This window comes from uncultured Tateyamaria sp., from assembly GCF_947487805.1.
Taxonomy (GTDB): domain Bacteria; phylum Pseudomonadota; class Alphaproteobacteria; order Rhodobacterales; family Rhodobacteraceae; genus Tateyamaria.
This window is the reverse complement of sequence record NZ_CANKXW010000001.1, coordinates 945946-967454: the sequence shown is the minus strand read 5'-3', so window position 1 is coordinate 967454 and position 21509 is coordinate 945946. Positions and strand designations below refer to the sequence as shown.

Sequence of the window (21509 nt, the reverse complement as noted above, 5' to 3'; positions counted from 1 at the left end):
GTTGCGGCCAAGGTGGCCGGAATGCCCGCGCATGTCCACAGGCGACCCTGCGGTACGCAAGCGGGTCCAAGACGGGGGGTGTTCTGATCGGCTGGGATTCCGCCTATACTTGGCCCCGGGTCACGGCGCGGAGGCCGGTGGCAAGACCCGTATGAGGGCTGCGTGGAAAAAACGTTGACCCATCAACCAATTTACCCATGCTGGGGGCATGAACAGTATGAATGACGACACCCCGCCGCTGAACCTGCGTGCCTTCCTGACCTTTCGGTTGGCGCGGTTGCAGGCGCAGATCAACAGTCAGGCCCAACACATCCTCCGCACGCATTCGGATGTCGGCCAGACGGAATGGCGGGTTTTGCTGTTGGTGGCCGATACCGGTCAGTGCACCATGGCCACCGTGGTGCGGGATGGACAGATCGATAAGGCGCAGGTGTCGCGGGCGGTCAAGGCGCTGGTCAGGAAGGCCTATATCGCCAGCGAAATCGACCCCGACGACCACCGCCAGAGCCTCCTGTCTCTTACCCCGGAAGGACAGGCGGTCTATGACCGCGTTGTGCCGCTCATGCGCGCACGCCAGCGGCACATGACAGACGCCCTGACCGCGGACGAAATCGCCACGATGTTCAGCGTCATCGACCGGTTGGAAAACGCAAGCCAGCGCCGCGATTTCTGACTGGGTGGCGTCCGGCGCGGACAGCGCGGCGGCCATGGGGCTGGCATGGTCGCCCCCCCGCCACCGGCTGACCACGCCCGAGATCATATGCGGGGATGGCGCGCCGGACAAACCCGATGCGGTTCCGACCTTGCTTACAAACGCCCGTTTTTTCATCGCTTTCCGCCCCGCAATGAGGCGCCGCAAGCAACCCGGTTGCGGGCCGGGTCAGAATGTGCAGGCTGGTACGTATGGCCAAGCAACCCACCTACTTTGATGAGATGACAGGCTTTGGCGCGGATCCCCGCGCCCCTTACGAAGCCTACTGCAACTGGTTCAAATCCGAAGACAATGCGCGATTGCTCGCCAAGTCCGAAGAGGCCGAGGCGCTGTTTCGCCTGATCGGGGTGACGTTCAACGTTTACGGCGATCCGGACGCCACCGAACGTCTGATCCCCTTTGATCTGGTGCCGCGCATCATCGCCGCGCGCGAATGGGCCCGCGTGGCCAAGGGGATCGAACAGCGGGTGCGCGCGCTGAACGCGTTTCTGCATGACATCTACCACCGGCAGGAAATCGTGCGCGCGGGCCGCCTGCCCGCCGAGATGATCGCGCGCAATGACGCGTTCCTGCCGCAGATGATCGGGGTGACGCCGCCGGGCGACATCTACACCCATATCGTGGGCACCGATCTTGTGCGCACGGGCGATGACGAATTCTATGTGCTTGAGGACAATGCCCGCACCCCGTCCGGTGTCAGCTATATGCTGGAGAACCGCGAGACGATGCTTCACATGTTCCCGGAGCTGTTTTCCAAGGTCAAGGTCCAGCCCGTCAGCCAGTACCCGAGGTCGCTGCGCCGGTCGCTGTCGGCCTGCGCGCCTGACGCCTGCAACGGCCGCCCGACGCTGGCCGTCCTGACCCCCGGCATCCACAACTCGGCCTATTACGAACACGCATTTCTTGCAGATCAGATGAGCGCGGAACTGGTCGAGGGCCATGACCTTCGCGTCATCGACGGGCGGGTGGCGATGCGCACAACGCGTGGCTACAAGCCCATCGATGTGCTCTATCGCCGGGTCGATGACGAATATCTCGACCCGATGAATTTCAACCCAGACAGCATGCTGGGGGTGCCGGGGATCATGGACGTGTACCGCGCGGGCGGCATTACCATCGCCAATGCACCGGGCACAGGCATCGCCGACGACAAGGCGATCTACAGCTACATGCCCGACATCGTCGAATTCTACACCGGGGAAAAGGCGATCCTGCAAAACGTGCCGACGCACCGCTGTTCGGACCCTGAGGCGTTGAAATACGTGCTCGACAACCTTGCCGAACTGGTCGTCAAGGAGGTGCATGGATCGGGCGGTTACGGCATGCTGGTGGGGCCTGCGGCGTCGAAAAATGAAATCAGTGCCTTCCGTGCCAAGCTGGAGGCGAACCCCGGCAACTATATCGCGCAGCCAACGCTGGCGCTGTCCACCGTGCCGATCCTGACGGATGCGGGCCTGGCCCCGCGCCACGTGGACCTGCGCCCCTTTGTGCTGGTGTCGCCCGACCGGATCGAGATCACGCCCGGTGGTCTGACCCGCGTGGCGCTGACCGAAGGATCGCTGGTCGTCAATTCGAGCCAGGGCGGAGGCACCAAGGACACCTGGGTGCTGGAGGAGGAGTAACGCGATGCTGGGCAAAACCGCAGGCGGCCTTTTCTGGATGTTCCGCTATCTTGAACGGGCGGAAAACACCGCGCGCATGATCGATGCGGGTTTGCGCATCTCGCTGACCCGGTCGAGTGCGGCCGAAAGCGAATGGACCGCGATCCTGTCTTCGACGGGCGTGAAATCTGCCTATGAGGCCGTGCACGGCGCGCCCGACGGCCCCAAGATCATCGATTTCCTGCTGCGCGATCCGCGCAACCCCGGCAGCGTCATGGCGGGGATCGAGACCGCGCGCACCAATGCGCGTGTCGTGCGCACCGCCCTGACCCGCGAGGTCTGGGAGGCGGTCAACGAATGCTACATGGTGCTGAAAAAGCTGCTGGCCGAACCGATTGCCGACCGTGACCTGCCGCGGGTGCTGCAAGTCATTCGCCAGCGCAGTGCCTTTGTGCGCGGGGCCTCGCACGGGTCGATGGTGCGCAATGACATCTACAACTTCTGCCGGATCGGCACGTTTTTCGAACGCGCCGACAACACTGCGCGGATCCTCGACCAGAAATACTATATCCTGCTGCCGTCCGTACGGCTGGTGGGCAGTGCGTCGGACAATGTCCAGTGGGACACGATCCTGCGCGCCACGTCCACGACCCGCGCCTATCAGACCCTGCACGAGGGCGAATCCGACCCCCGCGCCATCGCGCAATTCCTGATCCTGGATCGCCGTCTGCCCCGCAGCCTTGCCTTTTGCTATGGCAAGATTGGCGAGAATTTAGGGTATATTGAGAAAGAGTATGATACGCGTCAGACCAGCCACGCGCTGGCCGACAGCCTGTGCAACAAATTCAAGGCCCATGACATGAACGCAATCTTTGACTATGGCCTGCACGAATTCATCTCGGATTTCCTGCGCGACAGTGCCAGCCTGGGCCGCCAGATCGAAATCGACTACCGGTTCAGCGAATAGATCATGCGCCTGCACGTCGAACACCGCACACATTACACCTACAACGCACCCGTATTCTACGGGCTGCAACAGGTGCGCCTGCGCCCGAAATCACGTCCGGGCCAGCTGGTCGAGGCGTGGGAGATCGAGGTGATTGGCGGGCAGGTCGAGGTCACCTTCGAGGATGAGCACGCCAATTCCGTTGAACTGGTCAGCTTTACCCCCGGCCAGAGCGAGATCGAGATCATCTGCCGCGGCACCGTCGATGTCGAGGATCAGGCGGGCGTTGTGGGCATGCAGGGGGGATTTGTGCCCCTGTGGCTGTTCCGGCGCAGCACCGACCTGACGCGGCTGGGGCCCGGTGTCTCGGCGCTTGTCGACAGCGCGCCGCGTGCCGACACCGATCTGGACGCGCTGCATGCGCTGTCAGCGCATATCCTGTCGATGGTGCCCTATTCCACGGATCAGGCCGCGTCGAACCTGTCGGCAGAGGATGTGATGACGTCTGGCCATGGGGTCTGTCAGGACCATGCGCATGTCTTTATCACCGCCGCGCGCGCTATGGGATATCCGGCGCGGTATGTGTCGGGCTATCTGATGATGGACGACCGCGTCGATCAGGATGCCAGCCACGCCTGGGCCGAGGCGCATATTCCCGGTCTGGGCTGGGTCGGCTTTGACGTCTCGAACGGGATTTCACCCGATGCGCGCTATATCCGCGTGGCGACGGGCCTTGACTACCGCGGGGCCGCGCCGATTTCGGGCATGCGCTTTGGTCAGGCGGGCGAGGCGATGTCTGTGTCCTTGCAGGTGCAGCAACAATAGCGCACATTTGGACGACTCGGGCAAAAGGCACACAAGATTATGACATACTGCGTTGGAATGCGGTTGGACGCAGGGCTGATTTTCATGTCGGACACGCGCACAAATGCGGGTGTCGACAACATCTCGACCGTAAAGAAAATGCACAGCTGGGAAATCCCCGGCGACCGCAGCATCGTGATCATGACCGCAGGCAACCTGGCTACGACGCAATCGGTGATCAGCCTGCTGGACGAACGCACCAAGGCGCCCGAAGACCGCAAGCCGTCGATCCTCGAGGCACCGTCGATGTTCCAGATCGCCCGCGAGGTGGGGCGCACCCTCAAGGAGGTCATCGCCGCCAACGCCACCACAGGCATGGAGGCGGACGGCGCATTCGGGGCCACCATGATCGTGGGCGGCCAGATCGCCGGATCGCCGCCGCGCCTGTTCCTGATCTATCCCGAAGGCAATTTCATCGAAGCTTCGGAGGACACCCCGTTTTTCCAGATTGGCGAGACCAAGTACGGCAAACCCATCCTCGTGCGCGCGCTGCACGCCGACATGTCCTTTGAACAGGCGCTGAAGCTTTTGATGGTCAGCTTTGATTCCACGATCAAATCGAACCTCAGCGTCGGGTTGCCGCTGGATTACATAGCCTATGCCGCCGACAGCCTCCGCATCGGCTACGCGGGCCGGGTCGCGCAGGACGACGCCTATTACCAGGCGGTGTCGAACGGGTGGGGCGAGGCGCTGACGCTGGCCTTTGACCAGTTGCCGGAATTCACCTTCGACTGATCAGTGCATCTCGGGCGGGAGGTAGTCGCGGATGGAACTGGCCTTGCGGCTGAACTGACCATCAATCTCGCGCAATTCGGCCGAAAGCATAAAGGGGCTGTGGGCCATCACATCCGCCGTATAGGCGCGCGCGGCATCGAACACGGCGTCGAGGGCCAGCGTTTTGGCCTGGCCGTCGCGGCCATGGGCCAGCCGCAGGGTGATGTCGATGAACCCGTGCCCCGGATCGGCATCGGCGATGATCACGTGGCTGGCGGCAAAGGCGCGCACACGGATGCCTGCGGGCGGGAACACCCCGGTCGCCGCGGCGGCGTCCTTGAGGGCCGTGCACAGGCCGCTCATGTCCAGTTTCGCATCCAGATTGGCGGAGTATTCGAGGATGATGTGCGGCATGGTGGGAACTGTCCGCGATTGATCTAGCGCGCGCAAGCCAGAACTGCGTCGATGTCCAGATGCTGCTCCAGATGATCGGCCAGCGCATCCAGCGTCTGTTCGACCGTGTCGGCATAGGACGTGTTCCCGACCGTCGCCCCCATCTGCGCCAGCCAGTGCCGCCGGAACGCATCATCGCGGAACATGCCGTGCAGGTAGCTGCCGACCACGCGCCCGTCGGCGCGCGCCGCACCGTCCGGTTTGCCCGACAGATCCGCAAAGGGGCGCGCGCAATCGGGGCCCGTCGTCACCCCCTTGTGCATTTCATAGCCCTGGATGGCGCATCCGCTGGCCACATGGGTCGCCGCCACTTCGGTCAGGCGCTTGTCGCCCGTCATCACCGTGCTGACATCCAGGAGCCCCAGGCCCTCGGCCCGGCCCGGCAACCCTTCGATCCCTTCGGGGTCATCGACCGCGTCGCCCAGCATCTGATAGCCGCCGCAAATGCCCAGCACATGGCCGCCGCGCCGCACATGGGCGCGGATGTCCTCGTCCCAGCCTTGGGCGCGCAGGAATGCAAGGTCGCCGCGCGTCGATTTGCTGCCGGGCAGGATCACCACATCCGTATCGCCCGGCAGGGGCTGACCGGCGTGCAGCATGGTCAACCGCACGCCCGGCTCTTGCGCCAACGGGTCCATGTCGTCGAAATTCGAGATCCGCGACAGTTTGAGACACACCACGTGCAGCCCGTCCGAGCGTTCGGGCGTGCTGATATCAAGCGCGTCCTCGGCCGGCAGTTTCCATGCGTCGCCAAACCACGGCACCACGCCAAACCCGCGCCAGCCTGTGTGCTGTGCGATCATCGCGTACCCGTCGTCAAACAGGCGCGGATCCCCCCGGAACCGGTTGATGACAAAGCCAGCGATCATCGCCGCGTCGCTTGCGTCAATCACCGCCTGCGTGCCGACGATTTGCGCGATGACCCCGCCCCGATCGATGTCTCCCGCCAGGATGACGGGGCAGTCGGCCGCGCGGGCAAAGCCCATATTGGCGATGTCACCGGGGCGCAGGTTGACCTCTGCGGGGCTGCCCGCCCCTTCGACCAGCACCAGATCATGCTGTGTTTTCAGGCGGTTGAAACTGTCCAGTACCGGCGCCATCAGCGATGGCTTCATCGCCGGATAGTCGCGCGCCTTGACAGTGGCGATGCGCTTGCCCTGCACCACGACCTGGCTGCCCACATCCGTTTCGGGTTTCAGCAGGACGGGGTTCATGTCCGTATGTGGCGCGAGACCGCACGCCATGGCCTGCAAGGCCTGCGCGCGCCCGATCTCGCCACCATTGGCGGTGACGGCGGCATTGTTGGACATGTTCTGCGGCTTGAACGGTGCCACCGACAGACCGCGCTTCACCGCTGCGCGGCACAGCCCCGCCACCAGCATCGACTTGCCCACGTTGGAGCCTGTGCCCTGGATCATCAGCGCTTTGGTCATGCGCGCCCTCTGCGACGCAGAAACACATAGGCCGCCGCCGCGCAAAGCGCCAATTCGAGCGTAAAGGTCCAGTGAAATACAAAGGACAGCACCCAGTGGTCCTGTGTGGCGGGCACGGTCACGATGGGGCCGGACACCGACAGCGGCCCGAACCCCCAGCTGATCGCGCCTGCGACCGTGTCGAGCAGCATGTGCAGCATCGTGCCGATGCCGACCCCGATCAACACCCGCGAGGTGAACAGAAACCCGAGGATCAGCACACCGAGCCACAGGGTCGGATCATGGGTCAGGTAGGTGTGGTGATGCACCGCCCCGTGATCCACAAAGAAGAACCGCAGCATGTCGAGGTCCGGCAACACCGCGCCGGCAAGCACGCTCCAGAACACGACGCGGTCGCGGTCAAACGGCGCGTCAAGCGCGCAGGCGGCGAGGTATCCGGCGGGCAAATGACCGATGATCATGCGGCCTGTCCGATGCTGCCATGGGCCTGCCTATGCCGTTCCCTGTTCGCCTGAGACATGGCCGCTCAGAACTCCACGCCCTTCTGGGCCTTCACGCCCAGATCCTTGAACGGGTGTTTTATCAGCGTCATCTCGGTCACCAGATCCGCCGCCTCGATCAGCTCCGGCTTGGCGTTGCGGCCCGTAAGGACCACGTGGGTCATTGCGGGTTTCTCGTTCATCAGGAAATCGACCACCTCGTCGATATCCAGATAGTCATAGCGCAGCGCGATGTTGATCTCGTCCAGAAGCACGAACTGAATGTCCGGGTCCAGGATCTGTTCCTTGGCGATGCGCCAGCCGTTCCGGGCCGCTGCGATGTCGCGTTCGCGGTCCTGGGTTTCCCAGGTAAAGCCCTCACCCGAGACGAAAAACCGGCATTCATCCGCAAACCTTTCGCGCAGGAACGTCTTTTCGCCCGTGTCCCAGTTGCCCTTGATGAACTGTACGACCGCACAGGGCATGCCGTGCGAGATGCAGCGCATGATCATTCCGAACCCGGACGACGACTTGCCCTTGCCCGGCCCGGTATGGACCATGATCAGACCTTTCTCCTCGGTCTTGGTCTCCATCATCTTGTCGCGGGCGGCCTTGATTTTTTTCATCTTGGCGTTGTGGCGGGCGGTGATGTCGTCCATGGGCGGCCTCCGGGCGGTTTGGTTCGGGACCGTGTTTGGCATGGCTGGATTGCAACTGCCAGAGGTCAAAATGCGCAAACCGTGCCAAGGCCGATTTCGCGGGGTGGCGCATCCTACCTGTGTTCCACTCGATTTATGGCAGCCATGGCCGCGCCGCGTTAGCGATGTACTTGCGTTGACATAGCGCCGCCCCGGGCCGCGGTTCGGCGCTGGCACGGCGGCCTACGGCCCTGATTCCGTGCCGGAGCGTTGCACAACCCCGCTTGACTCGGGCCCTGCCCCCGCGCACTAGGGATGTGCTGGTGCCCGGGGACACTCGGGTGAAAAGGGAATGCAGACGGTGCCGCAACGCACCAAAACGCAGCCGCCCCCGCGACCGTGACCGGAGAGGTCGCCCGACGCCACTGCCCCACCGGGTCGGGAAGGCAGGGCCGCCATCGAGGGAAACCTCGACATCCGCAAGCCGGGAGACCTGCCAGCAAGAGAAGTTTGACGAAACCGGACGGGGTGTTTCCGGGTGTCGGGTCAGATTGGCACGCGTGCCGCCCGCCATCCCAGCCGCCGCCCAAGACTTGGGAACCGAGATGAGCGATTTACCCCCCGTAGAGCTGTTGGTCTGCGTCAAGTGCCGCCGCGAGATGGACATCCCCGAGGGCGGCACCCGCCCCGGCGAGGCGCTGCATGCCGAACTTGCGGACCGCACCATGCCCGAGGGTGTGACGCTGAAAGCCGTGGAATGCCTGTCCAACTGCTCATCGGGGTGTTCCGTCGCCGTGCGCGGCGGCGCCCAGCGCTGGACCTATGTCTATGGCAACCTGATGGAGGACCGCGACGCCGATATGGTCGTTGACGGCATCGCCAAATATGCCGCCACCGCCGACGGGCTCGTCCCATGGCGCGAACGCCCCGAACACTTCCGCAAAAATTGCATCGCCCGCATCCCGCCACAGGAGTTCTGAGATGGCCAACCTCAACAAAGTACCCGTTACCGTCATCACCGGATTTCTCGGTTCCGGCAAGACGACCCTCGTGCGTCACCTGATGCAGAACCCGCAAGGCAAGCGCCTTGCCGTCGTTGTCAACGAGTTTGGTGATGTGGGTGTCGATGGCGAGATCCTGAAATCTTGCGCGATCCCTGATTGCCCCGCAGAGAACATCATGGAACTGGCCAATGGCTGCATCTGCTGCACCGTGGCGGATGACTTCATCCCGACGATCGAGGCGCTCATGGCGCTGGACCCGCAGCCCGAGCACATCCTGATCGAGACATCCGGCCTTGCCCTGCCAAAACCCCTGCTCAAGGCGTTCGACTGGCCGGATATCCGCAGCCGCATCACTGTGGATGGCGTGATTGCGCTCGCCGATGCCGAGGCGGTCGCCGCGGGCCGTTTCGCGCCAGATGTCGCCGCCGTCGATGCCCAGCGCGAGGCCGATGACAGCCTCGACCACGAGACACCCCTTTCGGAGGTCTTCGAGGACCAGATCAGCTGCGCCGACATCATCCTGCTGACCAAACCCGACCTGGCCGGTCCCGACGGCGTCGCCAAGGCGAAGGCGATCATCGCCGCCGAAGCCCCTCGCCCCCTGCCCGTCGTCGAAGTGGCCGAAGGCGTTGTGGACCCTCGCGTTTTGCTTGGGCTTGAGGCTGCGGCCGAAGACGACATGGACGCGCGCCCCAGCCACCACGATGGGCACGACGATCACGAGCACGACGATTTCGAGAGCGTCATCATCGACATCCCCGAGGTCACCGACCCCGCCGAACTGGTCGCCCGGATCGAGGCGATGGCCAAGGCCCAGAACATCCTGCGTGTCAAAGGCTACGCCGCCGTCACGGGCAAGCCGATGCGCCTGCTGGTACAGGCCGTCGGCGCGCGCGTGCGGCACCAGTTCGACCGCCCGTGGGGGCCGAATGAGGCACGTCAGGGTCGTTTGGTCGTGATTGCCGAACATGACGACGTGAACGAAACAGCGATCCGCGCCGCTTTGACCGACGCTCTGGCAGCCGCCGAGTAAAGAAAGTCACCCATGCACGTCGTTTTCCGCGAAAGCCACGGGCTCGAAGAGACCGAGACGCCGACAGATCTGGGGCAGACGCCCGCGGATCTGGTGGTGCTGTCGTTCTCTGACAGTGACCTTGGGGCCTTTGCGGCGGGCTGGCACCGGGGTGGGGGTGCGGTGGGCAAATTGCCCACCCTACGCGTCGCCAATCTGGTGGGCCTCAAACATCCGCTGTCGGTCGACACATATGTCGAACAGACGCTCGAGGGGGCCAAGGGCATCCTGATCCGCCTGATCGGCGGCGTGCCTTACTGGTCCTACGGGTTGCAACAGGTTGAGGCGCTGTGCCGGGCCAAGGGCATCGCGCTGGCTGTCTTGCCCGCCGATGGCCGCGCCGACCCCCGGCTGGACGAGGTGTCCACCCTTCCGGTCTCCACGCTGCGCCGTCTTGCGCATCTCTGCGACACCGGCGGCGCAGTTGCGGCACAGGCGGCATTGGCGCAGATGGCCCTGGCCTCGGGCCTGTACGCAGGACCGGTGCGCGGGTCCAAATCGCTCCCGTCCGTGGGCGCATGGACCCCGGAGGATGGCGTCGCCTGCCCGCTGGTTCTGGGCGCGGATACGCGCCCTCTGGTCGTCGTTACCTTCTACCGTGCCTATCTGGCCGCCGCCGACCTGTCGCCGATCGAGGCGCTTTTTGCAGCGCTCCGCGCGCGCGGGTTCCGGGTGCTGGCGCTCTTTGCGCCGTCGCTCAAGGCAGCGGAGGCCGCAGCGTGGATGGCCCGCCAGATCGCGCATCTGCGCCCCGCGGCCATCGTCAATGCCACCGCCTTTTCCGGGATCGGCGCGAATGGTGCCTCGCCGCTTGATGCGGGCGACGTTCCAGTGTTCCAGATCGCGCTGGCCACCTCCACGCGCGAGGCATGGGCCGAAGCCGAACGCGGTCTGTCACCAACGGATCTGGCCATGCACGTGGTCTTGCCAGAGGTCGATGGCCGCCTCTTTGCCGGAGTCGCGTCATTCAAGGAACCACAACCGCGCGATGAGGCGCTGCAATTTGCCCGCTATGCCCACAAGGCAGACGCCCAGTGCATCGAAAGGGTGGCGGATCGGGTCAAGGCGTGGGTCGATCTGGCCGCGACGCCCCCGGCAGAACGGACGCTGGCGCTGGTGCTCAGCACCTATCCGGGCAAGGACTGGAACATGGCCCATGCGGTCGGTCTGGATGCGCTTGCCTCGACGGAGGCAATCCTGTCGGATCTGTGCGAAGCGGGCCATGACACTGATCTCACCCCCGTTACGGACGCGCTGGCGACCACAACCGTCACATGGCCGCTGGCCGCATACAAAGCCGCCCTTGCCCGCCTGCCCCAGTCCTTGCGCGACGATCTTGAGGCCGCTTGGGGCAAGCCAGACGGAGACACCGATGCGGGCCATTTCCACTTTGCCGCCACGCGGCGCGGCAAGGTCCTGATCGCACTGCAACCCGAACGCGGGAACCCAACGCAGCGCGACGACGACTATCACGATCTGTCGCGGGTGCCGCGCCACGCCTATGTCGCGTTCTACCTCTGGCTGCAAACCCAGACGCACGCACTGATCCATATCGGCGCGCATGGCACGCTGGAATGGCTGCCCGGCAAATCCGTGGCCCTGTCCGACACCTGCTGGCCCGAGGTGCTGACCGGAACGATGCCGGTGATCTATCCCTTTATTGTCAACGATCCGGGTGAGGCCGCGCAGGCCAAGCGGCGCATCGGCGCCGTCACCCTTGGCCACCTGCCCCCCCCGATGAAGGCAAGCGCCACGCCGGACCGGTTCCTGCGGCTTGAAACCCTGCTCGATGAGTTCTCCAACGCCGACGGGCTGGACCCGAAACGCCGCGACCGGTTGCAGGACGACATCCGCGCCGAGGCGCAGGCCATTGGGGTCGAGCAGGATCTGGGCCTCGAAAGCGCGTCCTGTAGTGCCGAGGCGATCACGCGGATTGACCGCTTTGTCTGTGACATCAAGGAAAGCCAGTTTGGCGACGGCCTGCATGTCTGGGGCAGAGGTGCGCCCTACGGCGACGGGATATCGGCGCAGACCGAGCGCACGGCGTTGATCGATGCGTTGAACGGCAAGCGGATTGCCGGGGGGCCGTCCGGGTCCCCCTATCGCGGGCGGCGGGATGTTTTGCCCACGGGGCGGAACCTCTTCACGACCGATCCGCGCGGCGTGCCGACGCGGGCGGCCCATGCGCAAGGCGTGAAGCTGGCCGAAGAGCTGGTGCGCCGCCATTTGCAGGAAGAGGGCGATTGGCCCCGCGGTCTGATCGTGGATCTTTGGGGGTCAGCCACCATGCGCACGGCGGGCGAAGAGTTTGCCATGGCGCTGCATCTGTTGGGCGTAAAACCTGTCTGGGACAAGGGGTCCGAGCGGGTGTCGGGGATAGAGGTCCTGCCCATCACCGATCTGGATCGTCCGCGCATCGACGTGACCCTGCGGGTGTCGGGCCTCTTCCGCGATGTCTTTCCCACGCTCTCCGCGCTGTTCTCGCAGGCGGTGCGGGCGCTGGCGGCGCGCGATGAGGCGCCCGACTGGAACCCGTATGCCGGGCACGCCGTTACCCCGCGTGTCTATGGCCCTGCGCCCGGCAACTTTGGCCTTGGCATGGGCGCGGATATCGAGACCTTCACCGACGACGCGCGTGTGGCGGCGGGCAACGCCTGGCTCTCGGCGAGCGCCTATGCGCTCGATGGCACAAGCGCCACGCGCGACGACCATGGCATCCGCGCCCGCGTTGCCGCCGCCGACAGCTTCGTCCACCTTCAGGACTTGCCCGAGACGGATGTGCTCCTTGCCTCCGACTATGCTGCGCACGAGGCGGGGTTTGCCGCCGCGCAAGCCGTCACAGGTGGGCAAGCCGCGCTATATCACCTCGACAGCACGCAGCCCGACCGCCCGCGCGCCCGCACCCTGCCCGAAGAGATTGCCCGCGTGGTGCAGGCCCGTGCAACACAGCCCGACTGGCTGCGTGGCATGATGCGCCACGGTTTTCGTGGCGGCGCCGAGATTGCGGCCACACTGGATCACATGGCGGCCTTTGCGCATCTGGCGGGCGTGGTCGGCCCGCACCTCTTTGACGCCTATCACGACGCGACGTTGGGAGATCCGGAGGTCGCGGCCTTTCTCAGGGATGCCAACCCCGGCGCGTTCCAGGCCATGCAGGACCAGTTTGCGGCCCTCGATGCCGCAGGCCTCTGGCACACGCGGCGCAATTCGATCCGGGCCGCGTTGGAGGCCGCGCAATGACTGTCAAGGGCTGGTGCCCCGGCGCGTGGCGCCCGATGATGTCCGGCGACGGGCTGATCGTGCGCATACGCCCCCGTCTGGGGCGACTGGACCGCGCGCAGGCACTGGGCCTTTGCGCCCTGTCGCAGGAGCTGGGCAATAGCGTCATCGACCTGACCAGCCGTGCCAACCTGCAAATGCGGGGGCTCGATGCAGATCACCACGGCAAGGCGCTTGAGGCGCTCTTTGATCTGTGCCTGCTGGACGCCACGGCCGAGGACGAGGCGCGCCGCAACATCGTGGTGACGCCTGACTGGACCGAGGGCGACCTGACCCACCGGTTGCACAGCGCCCTGATCGCGGCCCTGCCGGACCTGCCCGCGCTACCGGCCAAGATGGGTATTGCAGTGGACACAGGGGCCCGGCGGAGGCTGGGCGGTACCTCTGCCGATATGCGGCTGGAGCGTGGCGCGGCGGGCGGTCTGATCCTGCGCGCCGACGGGGCCGATACCGGCATCACGGTGCCCGAGGACGGCGCGGCGCAGGCCGTGGTGGCGCTGGCCCAATGGTTCGTGGACACCGGGGGCGCAAGCGCGGGCCGTATGGCGCGCCATCTGGCGCAGCACCCGCTGCCCGACGCATGGCAAGGCTGCGCGCCTGCCCCCACGGCGCAGCCCGTGACGCCCGGCAACGGCACCTTTGGCGCGCCCTTCGGCAGCATCGACGCCCGCGCCCTCGCCGCGCTGATCACAGACAGCGCGGCAACTGCCCTACGGGTCACGCCGTGGCGTCTGTTCACCCTCGAAAACGCCCGTGCCTGCAATCCGCACGGGTTCGTCACGGACGCCCGCGACCCTCTCTTGCAGGTGCATGCCTGCCCCGGCGCATCGGCCTGCGCGTCGGCCACGGTCGACACCCGCGCGCTGGCGCGACGGATCGCACGGCCCGGCCTGCATGTGTCGGGCTGTGCCAAGGGCTGCGCCCACCCCCGTGTTGCCGCGACAACGCTGGTGGGCCGTGACGGCGCGTATGACCTTGTGGAAAACGGGCATCCGTGGGATGCCCCCCGCCAGCGCGGGCTTGCACCCGATGACCTCCTGACCCCGGCGAGCTGACCATGCCTTATGAATACCAAACCGATGGCGCAGCCATCTATCTGCAATCCTTTGCCACCATCCGGGCCGAGGCGAACCTGACCCGGTTCGACCCTGACGAGGAACAGGTGGCCGTGCGGATGATCCACGCGGCTGGCATGGTGGGGCTGGAAGAGCACGTGCATTTCTCGCCCGGATTCGTCGCCGCCGCCCGCAGCGCGCTGGAAAACGGCGCGCCGATCCTGTGTGACGCCCGCATGGTCAGCGAGGGCATCACCCGCCCGCGCATGCCCGCCGACAATGCCGTGATCTGCACCCTGCACGACGACGGCGTGCGCGATCTGGCCGCACAGATGGGCAACACCCGTTCTGCCGCCGCCCTTGAGCTGTGGCGCCCGCATCTGGCGGGGGCGGTTGTGGCCATCGGCAACGCGCCCACGGCCCTTTTCCACCTGCTCAACATGCTCGAAGACCCCGATTGCCCCCGCCCCGCGGCCATCATCGGCTGCCCCGTGGGCTTTGTCGGCGCGGTAGAGAGCAAGGACGCGCTCTGGGCCGATCAGCCCGTGCCCTGCTGCATCGTGCAGGGGCGTCTGGGCGGCAGTGCGATCACCGTCGCCGCCGTCAACGCCATCGCGAGCCGCAAGGAGTGAGCGCGGGCACCGTATACGGCGTGGGCCTCGGCCCCGGCGCGCAGGACCTGCTGAGCGTGCGGGCAGACCGGCTGGTGCGCAATGCCCGTCACGTGGCGTTCTTTCGCAAGGCCGGGCGCGCAGGGCAGGCGCGGCAGATCGTCAACGGGATGCTGCACGCGGACGCGGTCGAATTCCCGATGGAATACCCGATCACCACGGAAATCCCGCTGACCGATCCGCGCTATAACGAAATGCTCAGCGCGTTCTACACCGATTGCACCGCCCACGTGCGCGCCCTTGCCCAAGACGGCGAAGACGTCATCGTGCTCTGCGAGGGCGATCCGTTTTTCTACGGCTCTTTCATGCACCTCTATACCCGCCTTCAGGGCGACGTTGCGGTCGAGGTTGTGCCCGCAATCACGGGCATGTCCGGCGCGTGGACGGCAACGGGCGCGCCGATCACGTGGGGCGACGACATCCTGACGGTGCTGATGGGCACGCTGGATGCGGATACGCTGGTACGCGGGATGAAACAGGCCGACGCGCTGGTGGTGATGAAGATCGGGCGCAATATCGACAAGGTCCGCGACGCCCTGAAACGCGCGGGCAAATACGACGATGCGTATCTGGTGGAATACGCCACGATGGCGGGCCAGACCGTGCAGAGACTGGCCGAGGCCGAGGGCAAGGTCACGCCCTATTTCTCGATCATCGTCGTGCACGGACAGGGCCGCCGCCCGTGACCGGCTGGGTGCGCATTGCGGGCCTTGGCCCCGGCGATGATGCGCTCATCACGCCCGAGGTGACGGACATCCTGACGCAGGCCACTGATATCGTTGGGTATATCCCGTATGTCGCTCGGATTGCGGACCGGCCCGGCCTGACCCTGCACGCCAGCGACAACCGGGTGGAGATCGACCGGTCGCGCCACGCGCTCGAGATGGCAAGCGACGGGCGCAAGGTCGTTGTGGTGTCCTCGGGCGATCCCGGCGTGTTTGCCATGGCTGCCGCGGTGTTCGAGGCGGTCGAGGCTGGCCCCGACCACTGGCGCGGGTTGGATATCTCCGTCTTGCCGGGGATCACGGCCATGCTCGCCGCCTCCGCGCGCTGCGGGGCGCCGCTGGGGCATGATTTCTGCGCCATCAACCTCAGCGACAACCTGAAACCCTGGGATCTGATCGAAAAGCGCCTGCGCCTCGCCGCCGAGGGCGACTTTGCCATGGCGTTTTACAACCCCCGGTCCAAATCCCGCCCCGAGGGGTTCGTGCGCACGCTCAAAGTGCTCAAGGACGCCTGCGGCGATGACCGTCCTGTGATCTTTGCCCGCAACGTGACCCGCCCGGACGAAGAGATCCGCATCGTGCCGCTGTCGCAGACGACGCCGGACATGGCCGACATGCGCACGATGGTCATTGTCGGTTCCTCGCGGACCCGCATCATCCCCCGCGACGGCGCGCCCATCGTCTATACGCCACGGTCGACGCCCGCATGATCCAGCCACGCCATCACCTCGGCCACGCTGTTGGCCTCGGCCCGCGCGGGGATGTCGGGTCGGTCGATCATCAGCACGGGCAGGCCCAGCGCGCGCGCGGCGGTGATCTTGGCATAGGCCCCGGTGCCGCCTGCGTTCTTGGACACAACCAGATCAATCCGGTGCTTTTGCATCAACATGGCATCATCGGCGGCGGTGAACGGGCCTCGCGACACCAGCACGTGGTGATCGGGAAAGGGCGGCGGATCCTTGGGCGGATCGACAAGGCGCAGCAGATAGAAATGCTGCGGATTGGGTGCAAAGTCATCAAGATGCATGCGCCCCACGGCAAGCATCACGCGCTGCGCCGGTTGATCAAGGGCTGCGACGGCCCCGGCGATGTCGGGCACATGGGTCCAGTCGTCGCCCTGCGTGGCCGTCCACGCGGCACGGGTCAGCGCGATCAGCGGCACGCCCGCTTGCGCGCAGGCGGCAATGGCATTCCGGCTCATCTGCGCGGCAAAGGGATGCGTGGCGTCGATCACATGGGTAATGCCTTCGGCCTGCAAATGGTCCACGAGGCCCGAGATACCGCCGAACCCACCAATTCGTTGCGGCAATGGCTGGCGCTTGGGGCGGTCCACGCGCCCGGCAAAGCTGACCGTGCCGGTCAGGCCCCTTTCGGCGGCGGCATTGGCAAAGGCGGTGGCCTCGGTGGTGCCCCCGAGGATCAGGAGGTTGGCGCGCATGTCTGACCTTCCGTGGTTGACCATCATCGGCATCGGCGAGGACGGGGTTGCCGGTCTCGGCGCGGCAAGTCAAGCGGCACTGGACGCAGCCCAGATCGTCATGGCCCCGCCCCGCCATCTGGCGCGTGTCCCCGCGGGGACAGCGCAGCGTATCGAATGGCCCGTGCCCTATGCCGAGGGGCTGGAGGTGCTGGACAGCCTGCGCGGACGCCGCGTTGTGGTGCTGGCCTCAGGCGATCCGTTCTGGTTTGGCGCAGGTGCGGTTCTGGCCCGACGCTACAGCGCACAGGAATGGACAGCGCATCCGGGGGCTTCCTGCTTTGGCCTTGTGGCAGCGCGCCTTGGCTGGGCGCTGGAACGCACGGTCTGTCTGGGCCTGCACGCGGCCCCGATGGCGCGCCTGAAACGCCACCTTGCCCCCGGCGTGCAGATCATCGCGACACTCAGGGACGGCGATGCCGTGCCCGCACTCGCCGCCTACCTGACCGAACAGGGATTTGGCGACAGCGCGCTGCATGTGCTGGAACATCTTGGCGGACCGCAGGAACGGATCACCCGCGCGACGGCTCACACTGTCGGTGGCGCCTTTGCCCATCCGGTTTGCGTGGCGATTGACGTGGCCGGTCAGGGCGCTGTGCTGAGCGTCGCCACCGGGCAACGCGACGATGCCTTTGACAGTGACGGGCAGATCACCAAACGACCCGTGCGGGCGATCACCCTGTCGACCCTCGCGCCCAAGCCCCACGAACACCTGTGGGACATCGGGGGCGGGTCCGGCTCAATCGCGCTGGAATGGCTGCTGGCCCATCCCACAACCCGCGCCACGACCATTGAACCACGTGCGGACCGGGTGGCGCGGATTCGGCAGAATGCAGATGCCCTTGGGATGGCGCATCGTCTGAGTGTGGTGCACGGATCAGCACCCGATGCGCTGACGGGGTTGGAACCTGCCAACGCGATCTTTGTCGGGGGTGGATTGTCGGACGCGGTTCTCGAGGCTGTGACCGCCCTGCCCGCGCGCCTCGTAGTCAATGCCGTGACGCTCGAAGGCGAGGCACTGCTGGCGCACTGGCACGCCCGTCTCGGAGGGGATCTGATGCGCATCGCATTGTCCTCGACCGCGCCTTTGGGTCCCAAACGCGGATGGACCTCGGCCTACCCGGTTGTACAATGGAGCATCACACCATGATTGTCGCAGGATTTGGCTTTACCAGTCACGCCACCACCGAAAGCCTGGAACAGGCCCTTGCTGCCACCGGCTATGACGGCCCGATCCACATGCTGGCCTGCCCGCATGACAAGGCTCTGTCGGACGTCATATCCGGGGTCGCACGGCCGCGGGGCGTCCTGATCAACGCGGTCTATCCCAAGAAACTGCAAGCCGCCCTGACCCAAACCCAATCCGCAATCAGCCGCCTGTTGCGGCGCACAGGCTCGGTGGCCGAAGCCGCCGCCCTTGCCGCCGCAGGCCCCGGCGCGACGCTGATCGTTTCCCGCAAGATATCAAACGACCGCATGGCCACCTGCGCCATCGCCAAAGGACCAGACGCATGACCGTTCATTTTATCGGCGCAGGCCCCGGCGCGCCTGACCTGCTGACCCTGCGGGGCCGCGACCTGATCGCCGCCTGCCCTGTGTGCCTTTATGCCGGATCGCTGGTGCCCGAGGCGATCCTCGGCCACTGCCCGCCGGATGCGCGGGTCGTGAACACCGCCGCCATGGACCTTGACGACATCATGGCCGAAATCGCGGCCGCCGAGGCCAAGGGACAGGACGTTGCCCGCCTGCATTCCGGTGATCTGTCGGTGTGGTCCGCGATGGGCGAACAGTTGCGCAGGCTCAAGGCCGCGGGCATCGGCTTTACCGTGACACCGGGTGTGCCGTCCTTCAGTGCGGCGGCCGCCGCACTGGGCGCCGAGCTGACCCTGCCCGGTATTGCACAATCCGTGGTGCTGACCCGCACGCCGGGGCGGGCGTCCTCCATGCCGTCGGGCGAAACGCTGACCAATTTCGCAGCAACCGGTGCGACGCTGGCCATCCACCTGTCGATCGGCAATCTGGATCAGGTGGTCGCGGATCTGACCCCGGCCTATGGCGCAGACTGCCCCGTCGCGGTCGTCTACCGGGCCAGCTGGCCCGATCAACAGATCATCCACGCCACGCTGGACACCTTGCGGGACGCGATGGACGCAGGGATCAGCCGCACGGCGCTGATCCTCGTGGGGCGTGTGCTGGGGGCCGAAGGGTTCGACGAAAGCTGCCTCTACGCGCCGGACTATGACCGCCGGTACCGCCCCATGAGCGCCGACAGCCCATGGGCCAGCTGGAGCCACGGCGATGACTGATCCGCGAGGCAACCCGCCCGGCCTGATGATCTCGGCGCCCGCGTCGGGCACGGGCAAGACAACCGTGATGCTGGGCCTTCTGCGCGCGCTGCGCGATGACGGGCTGGTGGTTCAACCCTACAAAAGCGGGCCGGACTATATCGACCCCGCCTTTCACCTCGCGGCCGCGGGGCGGGCATCGTTCAACTTTGATACATGGGCGATGGACGCGGGCCTGCTGGACGGGATCGCGGCGCAGCGCGCGGGCGCGGACATCTGCGTGGCCGAAGGGTCCATGGGCCTCTTTGACGGGGTCGCGACACGCGGGCAGTCGGGGTTCGGTTCCAGCGCGGAAACCGCGCTCGCCATGGGCTGGCCGGTGGTGCTGGTCATCGACGTGGGCGGACAGGCGCAATCGGCGGCAGCGACGGCACTGGGGTTCAAGAGCTACAATCCCGATCTGCCCTTTGCCGGTGTGATCCTGAACCGCGTGGCGAGCCCCCGTCACGAACGGCTGACGCGCGTCGGGATGGAGCAGGCGGGCATACCCGTGCTCGGCTGCCTGCCCCGGCGCGGCGATCTGAAATTGCCCGAGCGGCATCTGGGCCTCATTCAGGCGGTGGAACATCCCGACCTCGAGGCCGCGATTGCAGGCTATGCCGAGTTCCTGCGCGACAATGTCGATCTGGACGCCATCCGCGCTGCGGCACTGGCCGGAGCGCCCCGCGCGTCCCACCCCCTGCCCCCGCCGCCTGCACAGCGGATCGCACTGGCGCGGGATGCGGCGTTTTCCTTTACCTATCCGCATCTTGTGACCGGCTGGCGCGATGCTGGGGCGGAGATCCTGCACTTTTCTCCGCTGGCGGATGAGGCGCCTGCGCCGGATGCCGATCTGGTCTGGTTGCCCGGCGGCTACCCGGAACTGCACGCTGGCACCCTGGCTGCCGCCACAACCTTCAAAGACGGCCTGCGCACCCATGCCGAAACCAGGCCCGTGCACGGCGAGTGCGGCGGTTACATGGCGCTTGGGGCAAGCCTGACGGACAAGGACGGGGTGCGCCACGAGATGGCCGGGCTGCTGGGGCTCGAAACCTCATACGAAAAGCGCAAGTTCAACCTTGGCTACAGACGGGCGGTACTGTCCCACCCGATCCCCGGCTATGCCGCGGGCGCGGCCCTGCGGGGACACGAATTCCACTATTCCTCGATCCTCGACCAGCCGGACGCGCCGCTGGCGCAGGTGTTCGATGCCGATGGCAATCCAGCCGCCCAAAGCGGGTCGTGGCGTGGCAATGTGACTGGCACGTTCTTTCACCTCATAACCGGAGAGGCATCATGACCGGTTTCGTGAGCTTTGTAGGATCAGGTCCCGGCGATCCCGAGTTGCTGACGCTGAAGGCGGTGGACCGGTTGAAACGGGCGGATGCTGTGCTGTTTGATGACCTGAGCGCGGGGCCAATCCTGAGCCACGCACGCGCCGGGGCCGATCTGGTGGGGGTGGGCAAACGGGCGGGCCGCCCGTCGCCCAAGCAGCACCATGTCAGCCAGTTGCTTGTCGACTACGCGCAGGAAGGCCAGCGGATCGTGCGCCTGAAATCCGGCGATGGCGGCACGTTCGGACGTCTGGAAGAGGAAACCGACGCGCTCAAGGCCGCTGGGATCGGGTACGAGATCATCCCCGGTGTGCCGTCGGCCTGCGCGGCAGCGGCAGCGGCAGGCATCCCCCTGACCCGACGGCTGACCGCGCGGCGGGTGCAATTCATCACCGGCCACGATGTGCGTGGCGCGCTGCCCGAAGATCTGAACATGACGGCCCTTGCGGATCCGAACGCAACCACCGTCGTTTTCATGGGCCAGCGCACATTTCCTGCGCTGGCGACCATGCTGATCGCCGCCGGGCTGCCTGCCGACACGCCCGCGCTTTTGGCCGAAGGCGTGTCTACGGAGGCTCAGGCCCTGCACAGGCTGACGGTGTCCAGCCTGGCCGCGCGGCTTCGGGATGCCGTCAGCGATGCGCCTGCATTGATCCTGTATGGCGCATTGGCCGACGGCTGAGTTGCATATTTTTGGAACAATGAAGCCAAGCGCACTGCCGACCCCT

22 protein-coding genes and 1 riboswitch are annotated in these 21509 nt (G+C 65.9%); of the genes, 17 read left to right on the top strand and 5 right to left on the bottom strand.

Annotated features, from left to right (window positions below; translation table 11 throughout):
* The first annotated feature begins 208 nt into the window (after positions 1 to 208).
* The 5 genes from Q0949_RS04880 to Q0949_RS04860 all read left to right on the top strand — a co-directional run bounded on the left by Q0949_RS04880 (position 209) and on the right by Q0949_RS04860 (position 4858).
* Positions 209 to 673, top strand: coding sequence for a MarR family winged helix-turn-helix transcriptional regulator (locus Q0949_RS04880; protein WP_299369149.1), 465 nt, complete (start codon positions 209 to 211; stop codon positions 671 to 673).
* Between the two features lie 230 nt (positions 674 to 903).
* Positions 904 to 2334 carry a circularly permuted type 2 ATP-grasp protein gene (locus tag Q0949_RS04875; RefSeq protein WP_299369147.1) on the top strand — a complete coding sequence of 477 codons (1431 nt, stop codon included), beginning with the start codon at positions 904 to 906 and terminating at the stop codon, positions 2332 to 2334.
* A 4-nt stretch (positions 2335 to 2338) separates the two neighbouring features.
* Positions 2339 to 3280, top strand: a complete 942-nt coding sequence (locus tag Q0949_RS04870; protein ID WP_299369145.1) for an alpha-E domain-containing protein — start codon at positions 2339 to 2341, stop codon at positions 3278 to 3280.
* 3 nt (positions 3281 to 3283) lie between these two features.
* Positions 3284 to 4084 (top strand): transglutaminase family protein, encoded by an 801-nt coding sequence (locus tag Q0949_RS04865; RefSeq protein WP_299369143.1) that lies wholly within the window; start codon positions 3284 to 3286, stop codon positions 4082 to 4084.
* Positions 4085 to 4123: 39 nt separating this feature from the next.
* A complete protein-coding gene (locus Q0949_RS04860; RefSeq protein WP_299369141.1) occupies positions 4124 to 4858 on the top strand; it encodes a proteasome-type protease in 735 nt (244 codons plus the stop codon).
* Here Q0949_RS04860 and Q0949_RS04855 read toward each other — a convergent pair whose 3' ends face one another.
* The 4 genes from Q0949_RS04855 to cobO all read right to left on the bottom strand — a co-directional run bounded on the left by Q0949_RS04855 (position 4859) and on the right by cobO (position 7861).
* Positions 4859 to 5251, bottom strand: coding sequence for a 5-carboxymethyl-2-hydroxymuconate isomerase (locus tag Q0949_RS04855; protein ID WP_299369140.1), 393 nt, complete (start codon positions 5249 to 5251; stop codon positions 4859 to 4861).
* Positions 5252 to 5274: 23 nt separating this feature from the next.
* Positions 5275 to 6723, bottom strand: a complete 1449-nt coding sequence (locus tag Q0949_RS04850) for a cobyric acid synthase (protein WP_299369138.1) — start codon at positions 6721 to 6723, stop codon at positions 5275 to 5277.
* Complete coding sequence (locus tag Q0949_RS04845; protein ID WP_299369136.1) at positions 6720 to 7184, bottom strand: metal-dependent hydrolase; 465 nt, start codon at positions 7182 to 7184, stop codon at positions 6720 to 6722. Before Q0949_RS04845 ends, Q0949_RS04850 begins: the two co-directional genes overlap by 4 nt.
* Before the next feature lie 65 nt (positions 7185 to 7249).
* On the bottom strand, positions 7250 to 7861 hold the full coding sequence (gene cobO / locus Q0949_RS04840; protein ID WP_299369134.1) for a cob(I)yrinic acid a,c-diamide adenosyltransferase: 612 nt from the start codon (positions 7859 to 7861) through the stop codon (positions 7250 to 7252).
* Between the two features lie 283 nt (positions 7862 to 8144).
* Positions 8145 to 8356, top strand: a riboswitch (cobalamin riboswitch).
* 89 nt (positions 8357 to 8445) lie between these two features.
* Here cobO and Q0949_RS04835 point away from each other — a divergent pair.
* Genes Q0949_RS04835 through cobJ form a run of 7 tightly spaced genes read left to right on the top strand, consistent with a single transcriptional unit; the run spans position 8446 to position 16356 of the window.
* On the top strand, positions 8446 to 8820 hold the full coding sequence (locus Q0949_RS04835) for a DUF1636 domain-containing protein (RefSeq protein WP_299369132.1): 375 nt from the start codon (positions 8446 to 8448) through the stop codon (positions 8818 to 8820).
* A 1-nt stretch (position 8821) separates the two neighbouring features.
* Positions 8822 to 9877, top strand: a complete 1056-nt coding sequence (gene cobW, locus Q0949_RS04830) for a cobalamin biosynthesis protein CobW (protein WP_299369130.1) — start codon at positions 8822 to 8824, stop codon at positions 9875 to 9877.
* 12 nt (positions 9878 to 9889) lie between these two features.
* Complete coding sequence (gene cobN, locus Q0949_RS04825) at positions 9890 to 13156, top strand: cobaltochelatase subunit CobN (protein ID WP_299369128.1); 3267 nt, start codon at positions 9890 to 9892, stop codon at positions 13154 to 13156.
* Complete coding sequence (locus Q0949_RS04820; RefSeq protein ID WP_299369126.1) at positions 13153 to 14250, top strand: cobalamin biosynthesis protein CobG; 1098 nt, start codon at positions 13153 to 13155, stop codon at positions 14248 to 14250. Before cobN ends, Q0949_RS04820 begins: the two co-directional genes overlap by 4 nt.
* Positions 14251 to 14252: 2 nt before the next feature.
* Entirely contained in the window at positions 14253 to 14882 is a 630-nt protein-coding gene (locus tag Q0949_RS04815) for a precorrin-8X methylmutase (RefSeq protein WP_299369125.1), read from the top strand.
* A complete protein-coding gene (cobI, locus tag Q0949_RS04810) occupies positions 14879 to 15607 on the top strand; it encodes a precorrin-2 C(20)-methyltransferase (protein WP_299369123.1) in 729 nt (242 codons plus the stop codon). The genes Q0949_RS04815 and cobI overlap by 4 nt, the downstream gene beginning before the upstream one ends.
* A complete protein-coding gene (gene cobJ, locus Q0949_RS04805) occupies positions 15604 to 16356 on the top strand; it encodes a precorrin-3B C(17)-methyltransferase (RefSeq protein WP_299369122.1) in 753 nt (250 codons plus the stop codon). The genes cobI and cobJ overlap by 4 nt, the downstream gene beginning before the upstream one ends.
* Here cobJ and Q0949_RS04800 read toward each other — a convergent pair.
* Positions 16329 to 17084, bottom strand: coding sequence for a cobalt-precorrin-6A reductase (locus tag Q0949_RS04800; protein WP_299369120.1), 756 nt, complete (start codon positions 17082 to 17084; stop codon positions 16329 to 16331). The two genes, cobJ and Q0949_RS04800, sit on opposite strands and share 28 nt — an antisense overlap.
* Between Q0949_RS04800 and cbiE the strand changes: the two genes are divergently transcribed.
* The 5 genes from cbiE to cobA are packed head-to-tail and all read left to right on the top strand — an operon-like array spanning position 17083 to position 21463.
* Positions 17083 to 18273: a precorrin-6y C5,15-methyltransferase (decarboxylating) subunit CbiE gene (cbiE, locus tag Q0949_RS04795; protein ID WP_299369118.1), complete on the top strand. Its 1191-nt coding sequence runs from the start codon at positions 17083 to 17085 to the stop codon at positions 18271 to 18273. The genes Q0949_RS04800 and cbiE overlap by 2 nt on opposite strands.
* On the top strand, positions 18270 to 18638 hold the full coding sequence (locus Q0949_RS04790; RefSeq protein ID WP_299369116.1) for a cobalamin biosynthesis protein: 369 nt from the start codon (positions 18270 to 18272) through the stop codon (positions 18636 to 18638). Before cbiE ends, Q0949_RS04790 begins: the two co-directional genes overlap by 4 nt.
* The gene (cobM, locus tag Q0949_RS04785) at positions 18635 to 19429 is read left to right on the top strand and encodes a precorrin-4 C(11)-methyltransferase (protein ID WP_299369114.1); all 795 of its coding nucleotides are present in this window, start codon (positions 18635 to 18637) and stop codon (positions 19427 to 19429) included. The genes Q0949_RS04790 and cobM overlap by 4 nt, the downstream gene beginning before the upstream one ends.
* Positions 19422 to 20747: a cobyrinate a,c-diamide synthase gene (locus tag Q0949_RS04780; protein ID WP_299369112.1), complete on the top strand. Its 1326-nt coding sequence runs from the start codon at positions 19422 to 19424 to the stop codon at positions 20745 to 20747. The genes cobM and Q0949_RS04780 overlap by 8 nt, the downstream gene beginning before the upstream one ends.
* A complete protein-coding gene (cobA, locus tag Q0949_RS04775; protein ID WP_299369110.1) occupies positions 20744 to 21463 on the top strand; it encodes a uroporphyrinogen-III C-methyltransferase in 720 nt (239 codons plus the stop codon). Before Q0949_RS04780 ends, cobA begins: the two co-directional genes overlap by 4 nt.
* The last annotated feature ends 46 nt before the right edge of the window (positions 21464 to 21509 follow it).